This is a genomic window from Paenibacillus endoradicis, from assembly GCF_024721975.1.
The window spans coordinates 426,891-444,141 of record NZ_JANQBB010000001.1 but is presented as its reverse complement, the minus strand read 5'-3'; the positions used below and the strand labels follow the sequence as shown (position 1 = coordinate 444,141).

The 17,251-nt window shown below is 37.7% G+C and carries 18 protein-coding genes; 7 read left to right on the top strand and 11 right to left on the bottom strand.

Annotation, left to right across the window (positions count from 1 at the left end; translation table 11 throughout):
* Positions 1-28 precede the first annotated feature (28 nt).
* Complete coding sequence (locus tag NV377_RS01920; RefSeq protein WP_258199483.1) at positions 29-559, top strand: type 1 glutamine amidotransferase domain-containing protein; 531 nt, start codon at positions 29-31, stop codon at positions 557-559.
* Here the strand turns inward: NV377_RS01920 and ptsP are convergent.
* Both ptsP and NV377_RS01910 read right to left on the bottom strand, forming a co-directional pair.
* A complete protein-coding gene (ptsP, locus tag NV377_RS01915; RefSeq protein ID WP_258199482.1) occupies positions 556-2,295 on the bottom strand; it encodes a phosphoenolpyruvate--protein phosphotransferase in 1,740 nt (579 codons plus the stop codon). The two genes, NV377_RS01920 and ptsP, sit on opposite strands and share 4 nt — an antisense overlap.
* Positions 2,292-4,178 carry a glucose PTS transporter subunit IIA gene (locus NV377_RS01910; RefSeq protein ID WP_258199481.1) on the bottom strand — a complete coding sequence of 629 codons (1,887 nt, stop codon included), beginning with the start codon at positions 4,176-4,178 and terminating at the stop codon, positions 2,292-2,294. The genes ptsP and NV377_RS01910 overlap by 4 nt, the downstream gene beginning before the upstream one ends.
* Positions 4,179-4,396: 218 nt before the next feature.
* On the opposite strand from NV377_RS01910, the gene NV377_RS01905 reads away from it, so the two are divergent.
* Positions 4,397-4,648: a hypothetical protein gene (locus NV377_RS01905; protein ID WP_258199480.1), complete on the top strand. Its 252-nt coding sequence runs from the start codon at positions 4,397-4,399 to the stop codon at positions 4,646-4,648.
* Between the two features lie 58 nt (positions 4,649-4,706).
* Here the strand turns inward: NV377_RS01905 and NV377_RS01900 are convergent, their stop codons facing one another.
* From NV377_RS01900 to NV377_RS01885, 4 genes are all read right to left on the bottom strand, one after another.
* On the bottom strand, positions 4,707-5,303 hold the full coding sequence (locus tag NV377_RS01900; protein ID WP_258199479.1) for a YdcF family protein: 597 nt from the start codon (positions 5,301-5,303) through the stop codon (positions 4,707-4,709).
* 208 nt (positions 5,304-5,511) lie between these two features.
* Entirely contained in the window at positions 5,512-5,937 is a 426-nt protein-coding gene (locus NV377_RS01895) for a CoA-binding protein (RefSeq protein WP_258199478.1), read from the bottom strand.
* 148 nt (positions 5,938-6,085) lie between these two features.
* Entirely contained in the window at positions 6,086-7,387 is a 1,302-nt protein-coding gene (gene aroA, locus NV377_RS01890) for a 3-phosphoshikimate 1-carboxyvinyltransferase (protein ID WP_258199477.1), read from the bottom strand.
* Positions 7,388-7,410: 23 nt separating this feature from the next.
* A complete protein-coding gene (locus NV377_RS01885; RefSeq protein WP_258199476.1) occupies positions 7,411-7,944 on the bottom strand; it encodes a shikimate kinase in 534 nt (177 codons plus the stop codon).
* A gap of 203 nt (positions 7,945-8,147) precedes the next feature.
* On the opposite strand from NV377_RS01885, the gene NV377_RS01880 reads away from it, so the two are divergent.
* The gene (locus tag NV377_RS01880) at positions 8,148-8,447 is read left to right on the top strand and encodes a hypothetical protein (protein WP_258199475.1); all 300 of its coding nucleotides are present in this window, start codon (positions 8,148-8,150) and stop codon (positions 8,445-8,447) included.
* A 4-nt stretch (positions 8,448-8,451) separates the two neighbouring features.
* Here NV377_RS01880 and gnd read toward each other — a convergent pair whose 3' ends face one another.
* Together gnd and NV377_RS01870 are read right to left on the bottom strand one after the other, a co-directional pair.
* Positions 8,452-9,864 (bottom strand): NADP-dependent phosphogluconate dehydrogenase, encoded by a 1,413-nt coding sequence (gene gnd / locus NV377_RS01875; RefSeq protein WP_258199474.1) that lies wholly within the window; start codon positions 9,862-9,864, stop codon positions 8,452-8,454.
* A 228-nt stretch (positions 9,865-10,092) separates the two neighbouring features.
* Positions 10,093-10,689, bottom strand: a complete 597-nt coding sequence (locus NV377_RS01870) for a YkzI domain-containing protein (protein ID WP_258199473.1) — start codon at positions 10,687-10,689, stop codon at positions 10,093-10,095.
* A 378-nt stretch (positions 10,690-11,067) separates the two neighbouring features.
* Between NV377_RS01870 and NV377_RS01865 the strand changes: the two genes are divergently transcribed.
* Entirely contained in the window at positions 11,068-11,709 is a 642-nt protein-coding gene (locus NV377_RS01865; protein WP_258199472.1) for a YktB family protein, read from the top strand.
* A 219-nt stretch (positions 11,710-11,928) separates the two neighbouring features.
* Here the strand turns inward: NV377_RS01865 and NV377_RS01860 are convergent, their stop codons facing one another.
* Positions 11,929-13,104: an MFS transporter gene (locus NV377_RS01860; protein ID WP_308860048.1), complete on the bottom strand. Its 1,176-nt coding sequence runs from the start codon at positions 13,102-13,104 to the stop codon at positions 11,929-11,931.
* Positions 13,105-13,291: 187 nt separating this feature from the next.
* On the opposite strand from NV377_RS01860, the gene NV377_RS01855 reads away from it, so the two are divergent.
* Positions 13,292-14,761 carry an aminotransferase class I/II-fold pyridoxal phosphate-dependent enzyme gene (locus tag NV377_RS01855; RefSeq protein WP_258199471.1) on the top strand — a complete coding sequence of 490 codons (1,470 nt, stop codon included), beginning with the start codon at positions 13,292-13,294 and terminating at the stop codon, positions 14,759-14,761.
* A 124-nt stretch (positions 14,762-14,885) separates the two neighbouring features.
* On the opposite strand, the gene NV377_RS01850 is transcribed toward NV377_RS01855, so the two are convergent.
* The gene (locus NV377_RS01850; protein ID WP_258199470.1) at positions 14,886-15,194 is read right to left on the bottom strand and encodes a DUF1292 domain-containing protein; all 309 of its coding nucleotides are present in this window, start codon (positions 15,192-15,194) and stop codon (positions 14,886-14,888) included.
* Positions 15,195-15,273: 79 nt separating this feature from the next.
* Positions 15,274-15,855 (bottom strand): stalk domain-containing protein, encoded by a 582-nt coding sequence (locus tag NV377_RS01845; RefSeq protein ID WP_258199469.1) that lies wholly within the window; start codon positions 15,853-15,855, stop codon positions 15,274-15,276.
* Positions 15,856-16,275: 420 nt separating this feature from the next.
* Here NV377_RS01845 and NV377_RS01840 point away from each other — a divergent pair, with 420 nt between their 5' ends.
* Entirely contained in the window at positions 16,276-16,989 is a 714-nt protein-coding gene (locus tag NV377_RS01840) for an MBL fold metallo-hydrolase (RefSeq protein WP_258200336.1), read from the top strand.
* Positions 16,990-17,006: 17 nt separating this feature from the next.
* Positions 17,007-17,237, top strand: a complete 231-nt coding sequence (locus NV377_RS01835) for a DUF3892 domain-containing protein (RefSeq protein ID WP_258199468.1) — start codon at positions 17,007-17,009, stop codon at positions 17,235-17,237.
* Positions 17,238-17,251: the final 14 nt, after the last annotated feature.

The following is a 17,251-nucleotide window of genomic DNA, read 5'->3' as shown; positions in this document are numbered from 1 at the left end:
TTCTATAAAAAGTTGGGAGATCATTTAAATGTCATTACATAATCAAACGGTAATTTGCTTGTTGCATGATGAATTTGAAGATTTGGAATTATGGTATCCTGTATACCGCACCCGTGAAGCAGGTGCAACGGTACTTTTTGCTGGACCTGAAAAAGGAAAAAAACATATTGGTAAATACGGAGTGCCTGCCATCGCTGATCTATCTTTTGATGAGGTGAACAGTGATGAAATAAGCGGTCTTCTTGTACCAGGTGGGTGGGCTCCGGATCAGCTACGTCGTTATCCAAAGGTACTTCAACTTGTTCAAGAATTGAACGAGCAGAATAAGCCGATTGGTCAGATCTGTCACGCTGGTTGGGTACTTATCTCAGCAAAAATATTACAAGATCGTAAAGTAACTTCCACTCCAGGTATTCGTGATGATATGGAAAACGCCGGTGCAACATGGTTCGATGAAGCTGTTGTTGTTGACGGTAATCTTATCTCTGCACGTAGACCGCCTGATCTTCCCCCATATGCTCATGCATTTGTCCAAGCATTAGAACAGCGAATGGTTTAACCATTCGCTGTTTCTTCAAATGTAATCATATATTCAGTAAGAACATGCTTAATCTCTTCACTTGTACTACTATGAATTACTTCATTGAAAACTTGCTTACATTCTAATTTAGAAGAATGAATTAAACGCTCTTTCAAAGGTAAGATTGAATGTGCAGACATACTTAATGCATCTACTCCGAGACTTAACCAAATCGGTAATGCTCGAATATCTCCAGCAAGTTCTCCACAAACACTGATCGGTATTTCATGACGTTTTGCTGCATCTACTGCGATTGATAGCATTTGAATAATTGCTGGATGGTAAGGATCATACATAGTTGAAATTTTCTCATTCATACGATCGACTGCCAGTGTAAACTGTACGAGATCATTCGTGCCAATGCTGAAGAAATCTACTTCTCTCGCTAAGTGATCTGCAATCATAACTGCAGCAGGGACTTCAATCATAATGCCTACCGCTATTTCATCAGCGAATCCAATCCCCTCAGCCGTCAGTTCATTTTTCGCCTCTTGTAGTATAGTATTTGCTGCTCTAACCTCATTAACAGAAGTGATAAACGGATACATCACCTTAATTGTTCCATAAGCACTCGCACGTAAAATTGCTCTTAACTGTGTTTTGAAAAGTTGCTTCTGATCAAGTGAGATTCTAATTGCTCGATAACCCATAAATGGATTCTCTTCTTCTTCAATTTCATAATAATCAAGATGCTTGTCTCCACCAATGTCTAAAGTACGAATAACTACAGAACCACCATGTAGCTTTTCTACTACTTTACGATACACTTGATATTGCTCTTCCTCTGTTGGGAAATCTTGACGATCCATGTAGAGAAACTCGGTGCGGAATAAACCTACGCCTTGTGCTCCACCTTTCATAGCAATCTCTAATTCTTTCACCGAACTAATATTTGCTTCAAGTTTGATGCATTGACCATCAATAGTTACAGCCTCATGGTCAGCTAGATGATGTAATTGTTCTTTTGCAACGAACAATTTATGTTGTAAATCTCTATATTGGTTGATTAGATGTTCAGCAGGATCAAGATATACTGTTCCATCACCTCCATCAATAAGAATCGTTTGACCGGTAACAAATGACTCCGTGATCTTTCCTTCCATTCCAACGACAAGCGGTATACCTAATGCTCGAGCCATTATTGCCGAATGAGATGTAGTGCTACCAGATAATGTTACAATGCCAAGCACGTTTTCAGGATTAAGATGTGCCAATTGAGATGGAGATATCTCTTTAGCAATAAGAATAAATGGCTGAGTATCACTAGGTAATTGAATCTCAGGAACACCTAATAAATGCTTCAACAGTCGATTGCCTACATCTTTAATATCAAGCGCTCTCTCACGCATATAATCATCTTCTAGTAAGTCAAACATCGTTACAAAATGATCAATTGCTTCTTTGACTGCTACCTCTGCAGCCTTATATTGCCTTTGAATAATGCCTTGGATTTCATTCATGAACACTGGATCATCTAATATAGCAAGATGAGCATCAAAAATTTGGGTTTCTTCTTCGCCAACCGTTTCCTTAAGCTCATCTTTAATTTGATTAATTTCATCTTTTGAAGTGCGAATTCCTTCATATACTCTCTCAAATTCGCGAGCAAAATCTGCTACATCAATTCGTTGTTCTGGAACTTCAAATTCCCAGTTGGGAAGGACAAAGGCTTTCCCTATGGCAATACCTGATGATGCGCCTATTCCTTGAGTCATTGTATATCCCCCTCATCCTTGCTCTCATGAAGCACAACTGACATTACTGATGACTGACCTTTTTTGACTCCCTTGAAAGGAGCATACCGCCAAGATTTGACGCGATCTGAATTGGTAATGACCATTGGAGAAGCAAGTGACTTACTATCCTTCTTAACTTTTTGTATATTAAAGCGAATAAGTAATTGACCTGGCAATACTTCGTCGCCTTCTTTAACGACAGCTGTAAAGTAATCTTTTCCGACTAACTTCGAAGTATCAATACCAATATGCATAAGTACTTCGAGACCATCGTCTGTCAAAATACCTATCGCATGCATCGTCGGATAGATGTGAATAACTTTACCTTTCACCGGAGATACCAACTCTCCTCGATCAGGTATAAATGCTACACCATTACCAACAAGTAGCGCCGAGAAAATCGGATCAGGAACTTCTGATAAAGGGATCATCTTTCCTTGCATTGGAGAATGGAAAGATATCTGTTGTTGATCGCGATGAATCGTCTTGATCATTTCCTCTCGAATAAGCTCCGAGTATGTACCAAAGACAACTTGAACATGTCCACCCCCGAGGCGAATAACACCCGCAGCACCAAGGTTACGAAGTGCATTAATGTCCATATCCTTCTCATTCGTAACTTTCAAACGGAGACGAGTTATACATGACTCCATCTGTATTATGTTCTGCTTACCACCAATCGCTTGTAATATAAGCGGAGCACGGTAAGGAATATCACCAACCCACTCATCAAGTTGCGAGCCTTCTTCTCGTCCAGGAGTTGGAATCTGAAAGCGTGTAATCGCCCAGCGGAAGAGAAAATAGTATATAATCCCAGTCACTATACCTATTGGGATAATTAACCAGCCTTTAGTGGATAGATGCATATTTATAACGTAATCAATCGCGCCTGCTGAGAATGAGAAACCATGCAAAATACCAAGTTCATAAGTAATCCACATAATAAGCCCTGACAGTAACGCATGCACCACATACAAATAAGGCGCAACAAACAGAAATGCGAATTCTATTGGTTCAGTGACACCTGTTAGAAATGAAGCAAGCGCTGCTAACGTAAAGGTGCGACGAATTTTTGGTTTCAAATCTTCACGAGCTTCATGTATGATCGCTAAAGCAATCGCTGGTAAAGCGAACATCATCGTCGGATACAATCCTGCCATAAACACTCCAGCAGTTGGATCCCCTGCAAAGTATCTAGGCAAATCTCCATAGACCATATACCCAGCATCCGTCTCATAACCACCAACTTGGAACCAGAAGATGTGACTGACTAGATGATGTAATCCAAAAATAACTAATATGCGATGAATAAATCCATATAAGAAAACACCAAAACCACCAGCGAGTGAAATAACCTCACCTAGTTGGACTAATAGCCATTCTAACTGTTGTGATAAATTAACCATAGCAATAGAAAATAACAATGTGAAACAACTTACGAAAAACGGCACAAAACGAGGACCGCCGAAAAATTGAATATATTCGGGTAATCGTAAGTCTTTGAATCTTAAGTAAGATACACCAGCAATGATTCCGATAAATGTTCCTATTAAAACAGTCGGCTCAGTACCAGGTGCATACTTCGTAGTGATTCCAGTATAGATAAACATCCCTACAAGAGCCGCCATCCCTGCACTTAAGCCATTACTTGTTAATCCAAGTGCGATTCCTAAAGCAAAAATATAAGGTAGAAAATGAAATATAGACTGACTTGCTAGCATCAAAATCTCGTTCATGCCAGGTAGCCCTACATACTCCCATGGTAATTGTGCTAAACTTTGAAAAATTGCTGCAGCGGGTAGAATAATCATAGGGAGCATAACCGAGCGCCCTAATTGCTGTAAATTACCAACGAAAGCCATGTCGATCCTCCTTTGCGACTAGAATTATATGAAATATCAAATGATTTTATTGTAAGTAAACACCTATTAAGATGTTACGTGTTATGTTCGTTTTTGTCAAAAGCATTGTTATATTATAGGGGAAAAATTGATACTTCCACGACTTACCAATTATGCAACAATACTTTTGTTAATTTCGTTGTTATATTTGATGTGACTTTGTGCAGGGAGGTAATTGAATGTTTTCTCATTGTGTTGCTATGAGAAATAATAGATATTCACTCATTATACTAACGTTTACTCTCACTTTATGGCTAGTTGGCTGTACAAATAATACAACAAAGTTAACTACATCGATGATTGTTTCAGCATTTGAACATCAAGATATTGAACTTGTTGCTGAAACTGATCCAAATTCTCCTTCTATCTTCGCTAAAACGTATAATAATGTCTCCCCAGATCGATATCAGATAGAAAACATCGAACCATAAGTATTTTCATATACTCCTCACAAAAAGAAAGTTCAAATCAATATTAAATTTGTTGTAATCACCTAAATGGCAGACTAAAAATATAACCCACATAGAAAAAGAGCTCTCTTAAGAAAAATGGAATTTTACTGTTTAGTGACTTATATGCAGAACTTTGTGTGGGGGATGAATAAGCGTCCATGCCTGTTTGTTTCGCCATTAACATCGCTCTTTTCATATGTAATGGATCACTTACAATGGTGAATGTTGTAAAATGGTTCTCTACAGCAATTTCGTATGCGTAAGTGAGATTTTCTTCTGTAATTTTTGATTTCGTTTCTATGAAAATATGATCAGGATCAACATTACGTTGAATCGCATATCCCCTCGCTACCTCTGATTCTGCATACTGATCACCACTGCCTTTGCCACCTGTAAATATAATGTTATCTACGTAACCATTCTCATAGAGCCAAATGGCGTGATTAATCCGTTCACGCAAAACAGGCGATGGTTCACTATCCCAAGCAGCAGCACCAAGTACAACAGCTACATCAGACTTAACTAATTGAAAATTGTTACTAAAAGACCAAATACTTACGCCAGAATATGCTACAAAAACAAATAAAATTGTTATTATTGAAACGACTAACTTAATCCTTAATTTTTTTGTCATTGCAAATCAGTCCTTTTTATAAAATCACATTAATAATCACCAAATGTATTTAGAATTACAGATACTTATGACGGTATAAGATTACAATAAGTTTCATTTGTTGATAGCGGTCGCTATCTATAATTTCTAATAAAACTAAAAAGGTATTTCGCAACTACATTTCTGTAGAACGAAATACCTTTTCCTCATTTTTAAAAGCTCATCAAGTTCATTTCCCTTGAGGAAGCAAAATCGAATCCTCTACCTTAATGCATCGATCCATAATAACTGCTAAACCGCCTTCTATTGCAATATCTGCAGCCTCTTGATTAAATACTCCAAGTTGTAACCATAATGCCTTAGCACCAACTCTGACAGCTTCTTCCGCAATCTCAGCTGTATACTCACTTCGACGGAATACGTTGACTAAGTCTATCGGAAAAGGAATGTCAGACAACGACGGATAGCAAGTCTCATCTAATATTTCGGAAGCTTTAGGATTAACAGGTACAATCGTGTACCCTTTTTTCTTCATCGCCTCAGATACCATATAAGAAATCCGCTCGCGATTATCAGATAAACCAACGACAGCAATCACTTTAGTTTGAGACAATAAATTTTTAATCTCATCACGCGATGGATTTTCAAATGCCATTCCTTAACACCTCCCGCGAATTTTGAAAGTTGACCAACCTCTTGTAATAGTATGAGTATTTTTAAGATATATATGTTATGAAGCATATATATCTTAATCGTGATCATCAGCGAGTAGAGCTTGTCAACACCAAGAAGATGCCATGAGATCACAAGCTCGATTCTACCCATTCTACTTGTGCACCTAATGCCTTCAAATGATCAAAATAGTTCGGGTAAGATTTTGCAACATGATGAGCATCTTTAATACGTAGCGGAGCTTTTGATCTTAAACCTACAATCGTCAATGCCATAATAACGCGGTGGTCATAATGTGCATTGATTTCAACGCCACCTGGCAGACCTTCTGGTGAACCATGAACGATAATTTCAGCTTGACGTTCTTCGACGTTAGCGCCTGCTTTACGAAGCTCATTCAAGTAATCTGTAATACGATCACATTCTTTATATCGTAAGTTCTCAACATTATAGAAGCGAGATGTACCTTCTGCAAATACAGCAGCTGCTACCATTGCTAGAACAGCATCAGTTGCATGATCACCATCGAATTCAATGGCTTTCAATTTGCCATTCCCTTTAACGTGAACAATGTCATTTTCATGAGTAAGCGGAACTTCCATCATCTTAAGAACATCAATGATTGCGCGCTCTCCCTGCTTACTTTTTTCCATTAAACGGTGTACAATAACATTAGAGTTAGTTACAGCTGCTGCGGCAAGAATTGCTGCAGATCCAGGGTAATCTCCTTGAACTGTATACTCTCTTGCTTGATAAGATTGGTTACCTGGCACTTTGAAGCGCATGTAATCTTCATCAGCATGAATGATAATACCTGCTTGCTCAAGCACTTCAAGTGTTTGACCAACTACTACTTTTGATTTCAAATCATGTAGTACTTCAATTTCACTATCTTCTTCAAGTAAAGGTGTAAGGAATAGTAAAGCACTTAGAAACTGAGAGCTAATATTTCCCGATACTTGGATATGTCCGCCACGAGGCTTACCACCCTTGATACGAATCGGTAGCTTTCCTTCATTGTGCTCAATCTCAACACCCATTGTAGTAAGAGAATCAATCAAATCTTGATGTGGACGCTTCCCTAATGAGTCTGGATAACGGTTAATAAAGGTTACATCTGGACATAAAGATGCTATTGCCATCAAAAAGCGAAGTACTGCACCTGCATTACCAACGTCAAGCTCTTTAATATCTTGCGGCTTAGAACCAAAACCAGTAATAACAATTTTCTGCTCATCTTCTTCTAGAACTGCTCCAAGATCGCGAATACAACGGCGCATAGCATCGCTGTCTTCACTATGTGCAGGGAAATGAATCGTGCTTGTACCTTCTGCTAATGCAGCAACTAGCAAATAACGTGTTGTATAATTTTTTGAAGATAAAGCTCCGATTTCACCCTGTAAATTAGGGGTTGGGGTAACGATAACATCCATGATTGATATCTCCTTTTCATTATCTATTTCAAATTGGCTTGATGCCATAGTTCAACGATTTGACTAACAACTTCAGGTAAGGAAAGATTTGATGTATCAATCGAATAATGTGCAAAGTCATAAGCACCAGCACGAGCAGACATTAGTTGATGGACACGCTCTGTAACATCGCCTTGCAATAGCGGACGTCCAGTATCATGTTTCACACGAGAAATAATAACATCAGCGCTAGCAATCAAATGTATAACTAAACCATGCTCTAACATTGTGTCTCGATTGACTTGTTTCAAGACAGCTCCGCCACCAGTAGCAATAATAGAGGCTTCTGGTGAATATAGTAGTTCTTGGAGCACTTCCGTCTCAATATTTCGGAATGTTTCCTCGCCAGATTGTGCAAAAATATCCGAGATTGGTTGACCAGCATGTTTAACAATTGCAACATCAACATCATGTTTATGTAGCTCTAGTACACTTGCTAATCCATCGGCTACAGCAGATTTACCTGTTCCCATGAAGCCGATTAAAATAATTTTATTACGTAATGAATTAGTTTGCATAGTGTTCATCCTTTACAAGTGCTCATCTACACTATCATATCATCTTTGGCAATCGTTAGGGTAGAAAAAAGTGATGCTCATGAAAAGTTTTAGTTTATACTTTTAATACCAATGAAAAGTTTTAGCTTACTCTTTCGATGTACTATTCATTTTTCAATGATGAATATCGAGAAGCCAATGAAAAGTTTTAGGAGGGATTATTGATGAAAGATATACAACAACATTCATTTCAAGATCAAACGAAACAAAAAATCGAACGTATTCTTGATTCCACATATCCATTATCTCGTGATGATGTCGTGTGGATGCTTGGTTACATTACAAAAAAAGTGGCTGACGAAGACCCAGCTATTACGGGTCTGTCGCAGCCACAGTTGTTACAAAATTTCCATGCTTATGCTGAAGTAGCTATGGCGCTTATTGGGCGCCGCAACAGTAGTGACCAGGAAGCAGAACGATTACGCCAATGGCTACGTCAAGCTTCACAAGGACTACTGAAATAACTAATTAAGATTGCATCCAGTTGAAGTGGAATGAACCTTCTTTGTCCACACGTTGGAATGTGTGAGCTCCGAAGTAGTCACGTTGAGCTTGAAGCAAGTTTGCAGGAAGACGCTCAGAACGGTAGCTGTCGAAGTATGCAAGTGCACTAGAGAATGCAGGTACAGGCACACCGTATTTCACAGCTGTCGCAATAACTTCACGCCATGCAGATTGATAAGATTCAACGATGTTTTTGAAGTATTGATCAAGTAATAGGTTACGAAGTTCTGGATCACGATCGTAAGCATCTTTGATGTTTTGTAGGAATGCAGCACGGATAATGCAACCACCACGGAAGATCATTGCGATTTCGCCGTATTTAAGATCCCAGCCATATTCATCAGAAGCAGCACGCATTTGAGCAAAACCTTGTGCGTATGAGCAAATTTTACTTGCATAAAGAGCTTTACGGATTGATTCAATGAATTCAGCTTTATCAGCAGTGAATGCAGGACGCTCAGGGCCGCTAAGTACTTTACTTGCAGCTACGCGTTCTTCTTTCATTGCAGACAAGAAACGTGTGAATACAGATTCAGTGATGATGGACAATGGTACACCAAGATCTAGAGAGCTTTGGCTAGTCCACTTACCAGTACCTTTTTGACCAGCAGAGTCAAGAATAACATCTACCATTGGTTTACCAGTTTCTGGATCATATTTAGAGAAAATATCACGAGTGATTTCAATTAGGTAGCTATCAAGCTCGCCTTTATTCCACTCTGTGAAGATTTCATGAAGGTCTTCAGTAGAAACATTAAGTACATTTTTCAATAAGTCATAAGCTTCGCAAATTAATTGCATATCGCCATACTCGATACCATTGTGCACCATTTTCACGTAGTGACCAGCGCCGTCTGGACCGATATAAGTACAACAAGCATCTTCGCCAACTTTAGCAGAGATTGCAGTAAGGATTGGTTCAACTAGCTCGTAAGCTGATTTTTGACCACCAGGCATAATAGAAGGTCCTTTAAGAGCTCCTTCTTCACCGCCAGAAACACCAGTACCGATGAAGCGGAAACCTTGTGCTTCAAGATCTTTGCTACGACGTTGTGTATCAGGGAAGTAAGCATTACCGCCGTCGATAATAATGTCGCCCTCAGCAAGATGAGGAATTAGAGAGTTAATTGTTGCATCAGTACCCGCACCAGCTTGTACCATGATAAGAATTTTGCGAGGAACTTCAAGTGATTGAACAAACTCTTCGATTGTGTAAGTTGCAACAAGGTTTTTACCTTGAGACTCAGCCATCAATTCGTCAGTTTTTTCTCTTGAACGGTTAAACACAGAAACTGTGAAACCTCTGCTTTCAATATTAAGGGCTAGATTACGACCCATTACAGCCATACCGATAACGCCAATTTGTTGTTTAGACATCTGGTTTATTCCATCCTTCATCTTTATATTTTTCTCACAATAGCTTTATTCTACTCTTTTTGTGCAAAGAAGAAAACAGTTTACGATGAAATTGTGATGAAATCTCATCAATTTTATCAATAACGGACTAAAGTTTAGCTTATATTCTCCAATTGTTCAACAAAAAAAACGGTCGGCCACTAATTTTCTTAGAGGTCAGACCGTTTAAATATCGTTTTCTTTATATTTCTACATTTCGAGTTGTAACATCTCAAGACGTAACAGCTCCAATTTATCAATGATTTCTTGAGATTTTTGCTCATCTTGTTCAATGATTGCATCATTTAAGCAACTAAGTTCATAATCTAATTCCATCCGTAGTACTGAAATACGTTGCTCAGCCCGCTTGTTCTGAAAAGCTTGGATCATATCCTCGAAAGTTACATAAGGCTTTTTCTGATAAATGATTCGATGCTCCATACCAGACACCTCCACCAGACGAATAATTTCACCGAACATAATGTTCTCAATGACAATTTGTCGATCTTTGATACGCTTAACTACAGCATGCCCTCGTGTGTCGTTAATAAGCTTTTCGATGAGTTCTGATAATCTCTCGTCCTTAATTATATAATCCCCAACAATGCGGTAGCGTTGATTCACTTTCTCGAAATGAAGCTTAACTAGTTTTCTACCCGTTCGAATAGAAACAAGAAATTTCCCCTCCGTCTCACTCCAATATAGCGAATACCCCTCCTGAATCAGCTCTCTAATGAGAGTTTGGATTTGGCGCCGCTCGAAACGAAGTTCGAGATTACAATATTCTACTTCATAGTTTCTGTTCACGGCATTCCCTCCTAGACCTTTTCATGGACATTAGACACGCCTCTTATTAATGAAAAGTAACTGAAGAAGCCTATCTTAATGACTGTAAAACACTTACTTTTAATAATTGTGAACGTCTAAAGTAATTCCAATACATTAATCAAGACAATAGCCTAAATCTTCTGACTATTTACTTTTACCATTATCTTATACTTCATCTTATGTATTGGCAACTTGGTTTATTGACTATTTTTCGTTCGTTTCCATAATGTTATGTTTGAGCTTAGTTTAACCATCATTTTTAAAATTGAAACAGGACAGAAAAGAGCTTCTATGTTATAATCATTATTAAATGATAAAGTTTCTCATTGTCGATGATAAGCGAAAAGGAGTACCCTTATGACACAACAATTAATTCAAGCTGGATTTACTGCTAAAGATTTCGATATCTTTCATATAGCAGGACTTGATGAGCGAATGAGCGCCATTATTGAACAAATCAGACCCAAATTCCAAACTATGGGTGAACAATTAACTACGGAATTAAGTATACATGCCAGTAATGAAATGTTTCTTCATATTGCTAAGCATGCTCGCCGTACAGTTAACCCACCAAAAGATACTTGGTTAGCTATTTGTAACAACAAGCGAGGATACAAAGCACATCCCCACTTCCAACTAGGATTGTTCGACGATCACCTATTTATCTGGTTTGCATTGATCTATGAAGTTCCTAACAAAAAAAATATAGCTAATACATTGTTGAACAACCTTCAACAAGTAATCGATCAAGTACCTAGTGACTATGTCATTTCACAAGATCATATGCAAAAGAAAGCTCAATCTGTGCAAAATCTTGATGAGGAAGACTGGTCCTCCATCTTAACTCGTTTCCGCGATGTAGGAAAAGCAGAGTTACTTATCGGACGTCACTTGCCTCCGGATAGTGATATCGTGCAGGATCAGCAGAAACTCATCGATTATGCGGCTGAAACTTATTTGCAATTACTTCCATTATATAAATTAGCTTACCAAGCATAACAAATTAGTTAGCAAGCAGATGAGCAGTTACACAATCGTTACTACTCATCCAAAAAAAAGGAACTTCATGAAAAATGAAGTTCCTTTTTGCATGTTATAGAAGCCCGTAATGAATTGTTGTTAAACCACTAATTGGCACACAAAAAGCTATATACAACAAAAGAGGTTGTCCACTGCAACCAACTTGCTGCAACGAACAACCTCTTATAATACAATATTTTAGTTTTTTGAAACGTTCATCTTTTCATGTTGGTCTGCAAGCTTGAATCCATATACGAGTAGCAATGCTAGTATACTTAGCAATCCAGCAATTAGATATGGTAAACCAATAGAAACCGTAAATAGTAATGTACCGATAATAGGACCAGCAATACGTCCTAGACTATCCATAGAATTACTTAAGCCAGATGCAACCCCAATACTAACTTTTGTTTTCAATGTAATTAACGAAGTGATACATGGTCGGGTTAAGGAATTACCAATACCGAACACTGTAACTGAAATCGTTGCCCAAAGGAACGTATTTGCACCTAATAACATAAAGAAGCCTACTGCTGAAATAATAGAACCTATGACAATAAATTTCGGCTCATCTCCTGGCTTCACAAGTCGTCGAACAATTCCACCTTGCACCAATGCCCCTGCTAAACCACTGAATAAGAACATTGTACCTACTTGAGATGGTGTAACATCAAATCGTTCAATGCCGAATAATTGAAGCGTTGCTTCTAGAAATGCTAACGTGAACGTTACAAAGAAAGCTAGCACATATAAATATTTTGATGTCCCTTGAAATGCGGTCCATCTCGAAACTTTAGGTTCATTAGCAGAAATTAAATTTCCAGTATCCTGCAATATTAATATTGCAAAAATTGCTGTAACTAAAGCGAGTGCCGCAGCTACGAAGAATGGTGTTTTTAGATCAATAACGCTTAACATTCCACCTACTGCAGGTCCGATCATAAATCCAAAACCGATAGAAATACCGACAAATGCCATTCCTTTTGTACGATTCTCAGGTGTTGTAATATCTGCCACATACGCAACAATAACTGATGTTACTGCACCGGAGAATAAGCCACCCAATGCTCGAGCGATATACATTAAAATAAGATGATGAGCTGATAGCCCAAACATCAAGAAACTAATTGAAAATCCAAGCAAACCAATGACAATAATTTTTTTTCTTCCTACTCGATCAGATAAGCCACCCCAGATTGGTGAAAGTAGAAACGATACGAGCGAGTAAATAGCAAGGATTGCCCCATTATGTAATTCGGCGTTACTCGTTGCAGTATCCAAAATAATTTCAGGCATAACTGGAATAATAATTCCGAAGCCAATAAATGTAGTCATCAGTATTGCCATGACCACTAACATTCTTTTATCCATCATTTTCTAATCCCTCCGCATCTAACAATAGTATCATAATTAATCGGTCATAAACTATGAACATTTCGTCACATCTTGACTCCCCATTATGTGCAATATATTAAATTTATAAAAAACGTATTGCATTCCATCATGTTTTTGTTATACTCAACTTTGTTTGTACATCTAATGAAAGGCAGGGATGTCAACGATGGACCATCGTCGTACTCCATTATTTACTGCGCTTCGCAAACATGCGGAGCAAGATCCCGTCCAGTTCCACATACCAGGACATAAAAAAGGCATCGGAAGTGACCCAGAATTTCGTACTTTTATCGGTGATAATGCCTTGTCCATAGATCTAATTAATATTGCTCCACTTGATGATTTGCATCAGCCAACAGGCGTCATTGAAGAAGCTCAACAATTAGCAGCGGATGCTTTTGGATCAGATTATACTTATTTCTCTGTGCAAGGGACAAGCGGTGCGATTATTGCGATGATTTTATCAGTTTGTGTACCAGGCGATAAAATCATTATTCCACGTAACATCCATAAATCTGTACTGTCTGCTATTATTTTTGCGGGTGCCAGACCAATATTTATCTCACCTGCTCGAGACAAAAACTTAGGTATTGATCATGGTATTACGACTAGTTCAGTAAAACGTGCATTACAGCGTCATCCTGACGCTAAAGCCGTATTAGTTATTAACCCGACTTATTTCGGTATTTGTGCGAATTTGAAAGAGATTGTAGACCTTGTGCATAGCTACCACATCCCGGTCCTTGTTGATGAGGCTCATGGTGTACTTATTCACTTCAACGAGAAATTACCAATGTCTGCTATGGAAGCAGGCGCAGATATGGCAGCAACAAGCGTACACAAGCTTGGAGGGTCTATGACACAAAGTTCTGTTCTTAATGTCAAAAAAGGACTTGTGAACCCTCAACGTATTCAAACGATCCTTAGTATGCTAACAACAACATCAACTTCATATATTTTATTAGCATCACTTGATACTTCAAGAAGAAATCTTGCGTTACATGGTGAAGCAATTGCGAATCAGGCGATTGAATTAGCTGAACAGGCACGTGCAGCGATCAATCAAATTCCAGGGCTGTATAGCTTTGGTCATGAAATTCTGGGTGATGAAGCCACTTACGACTTCGACCCAACAAAAGTAACGATTCATGTTAGACATCTTGGTATAACTGGTTACGATACAGAAAACTGGTTACGTGAACATTTCAACTTAGAAATTGAAATGAGTGATATGTACAATATTTTGTGCCTAGTTACTCCAGGTGACACTGCAGAATCCATACAAAAACTTATTATTGCCTTGAAAACTCTTTCTGAAACATACTTTGAAGGTGCAGAAGCTCGTGAGCTTGTGGTGAAAATACCTGATATTCCGCAATTGTCATTGACACCACGTGATGCTTTCTATGGGGAAACAGAAACGATTCCTTTCAAAGAGTCAGCAGGTCGTATCATTGCTGAATTTATCTATGTGTATCCACCTGGAATACCAATTTTATTGCCTGGCGAAGTTATTTCTCAAAAGAATATTGATTATATTATCGAACATGTTGAAGTTGGTCTACCTGTTAAAGGTCCAGAAGACCGAAACATTGAATTCGTAAAAGTTATTTTTGAAGAAACAGCTATTTCGTAATCATAAGTAATAACAAAAAAACTGCCCTCCAAATGGTATCTAACAATTGGAGGGCAGTTCTTCTTATGTAAACATAAAAAAAATAGAGATAAGAACATCCTTATCTCTACTTTACTTGCTTCTATTATTGTTCGCCGTTTTCAGTGTTGGCGATTTCTTCATAGATTGCTTGAACACGATTCCACTCTTCGTCATCTTCGATTCCGACTAAGAAAGCTTCCTCATTTTCTTCTTCAACACGGAAAATTACTCCGTCTTGCTCCGGATCTTGACGATCAAGTAGTACGGCATACATCATGTCCTCAGACTCAAATGTATATACCATTACCATTTCACGCTCTTCGCCTTCATCATTTGCTATGATAAACACATGTTCTTCATGCTCATGGTCTTCGCCACAGCCACAATCTGCATCATGTTGATGTTCACTCACAGTAGTTACCCCATTTCGGTTGAAAATATAATTTATACGTTATCATGTTAACAGAATGTTATGCCATGGTCAAACAGATTTAGTTGGCGGTCGAGGTAATTAATTTCTCAGATGTAATCGTCCAATCTTCACTATTCTCTGCCTTCATGTAACATCGAATCGTATATTTTCCACTTAATGAGAATCGATAATTGGTTTCTTCTGTTACAAACCAATAATTATCTCGATTTTTTTCCACTTTTATTTGTTGAATTAATGTTTCTTTTCCATTGGGATCAACAATCGTGAATTTTGTATCATTCAACTTAAAACTCACGTTATCAACTTGCGCGAACACTTTAATCTTACCACTAAATCCTTTTTTCACTTCACCAAATGTAGTCTCTTCACCATTGCTACTACTATATAAGAACATATGCACATTCGGCGAATAAATCGTAGCTGTCTTTGTGTTGGCGTTCCAATCGACTATGGCATGTAAAGATTCACCAACTTTGCGAAGTGGTATAAAAGTACTGCTATCTATTATTTCACCAATTTCACCTAAATTTGCATCATTAACAATTACTTTTATTTTCGAACTAGATGCACTTGCAAGTACAACTGTTGTACTCCAAATCATGACGATAATTAATAGAATGAAAATTTTCTTATGTTTCATTGTTTGTCATAACCCCCAATTATTAAATCATTCCTAAGTAGTTAGACTCCATATCAAATAAAAAGTTACGTTAAAATGAAAAAGATTTAATGTTTTCGACTTACAGAATGAAAATTATGAGTTTTTACTCATTTCATAAGTTTTATTAATTGTTTATAAAGTTAATTTTCTAGCCAATAATAGTTCTAAAAAACTTCAAAGAACTGTTGAATTACATTTACAGTTTAGTTACAATTCAAGAAAATGGTTTGAACAAATCATCATAAATAAGTAATGAAATAATAATTGGTATTATTTTTAGATAATAAGCAAGTAGTTTTTATCATATTTGTGAGCTATATTACAGAGTTCAGTGCAATAATCCGATAAAATATAAAAGTCTTCGCTCATGCTAAAGGAGGTTTCTATGTGATCATTACTATGATTGGCACTGGTAATGCTTTTGCTAAGCAGTATTATAATAATAATGCATTAATACAACAACAATCGTTCACCCTGCTAGTTGATTGTGGGATTACACTACCACATGCACTGTATGAGCAAGGCTTTAGCTTTAATCAATTAGACGGTGTTCTAATTAGTCATATCCATTCTGATCATGTTGGTGGTTTGGAATCGTATGCTTTTCAGATGATGTTCAAATACAAAAAAAAGGCTACTTTATATATTGCCGAGTCGTTAGTGGAACCTTTATGGGAAACATCACTCAAGGGTGGGCTTATTCAGGGGGATCTCACAAGTATCGAAGATTACTTTAACGTTGTGCCTCTGGTTCCGAACACTACCTATGAATTAGCTCCTAATTTACACATCAAGTTGATCCAAACACAGCATATTCCCAATAAAGATAGTTACTCCATCTTGTTCAATGATATATTCTTCTACACAGCAGACATGACCTTCAATCCGCAATTGTTGCAGCAATTAGTTAAAGATGGTGTACAAACGATCTATCATGATTGTCAGCTTGAGAGTCCAGGTGTGGTCCATACATCATTAGATGAATTGTTATCTTTACCCGTCGAATTACAACAAAAAATAAAATTAATGCATTATGGGGACACAATCGGGAACTATATAGGTAAGACGGGCTTAATGGAAATTGTCCAACAAGGTAAACCGTCTACTATGTAGCGAGGGAGTGTATAACGATGTCAGAGCAACATGAAGTTGTCGCGGTAAGACGTAATTCAGAGGGAAGTATAGTAGAATTCAAACTTTCTTCTGGTCAAGTAGTTGATTATATGCAAGCTCAAGAAATGGTTAGTAATGATGAAATTAAAAATTTACAACTGTTCAAAGGTAGAGATCATGAGCAACATATTCGTTCACAACCCGATGATACCGTTGCAAACAACTTAGATCAATTACCTACATTCTAATCATATAACAAAAA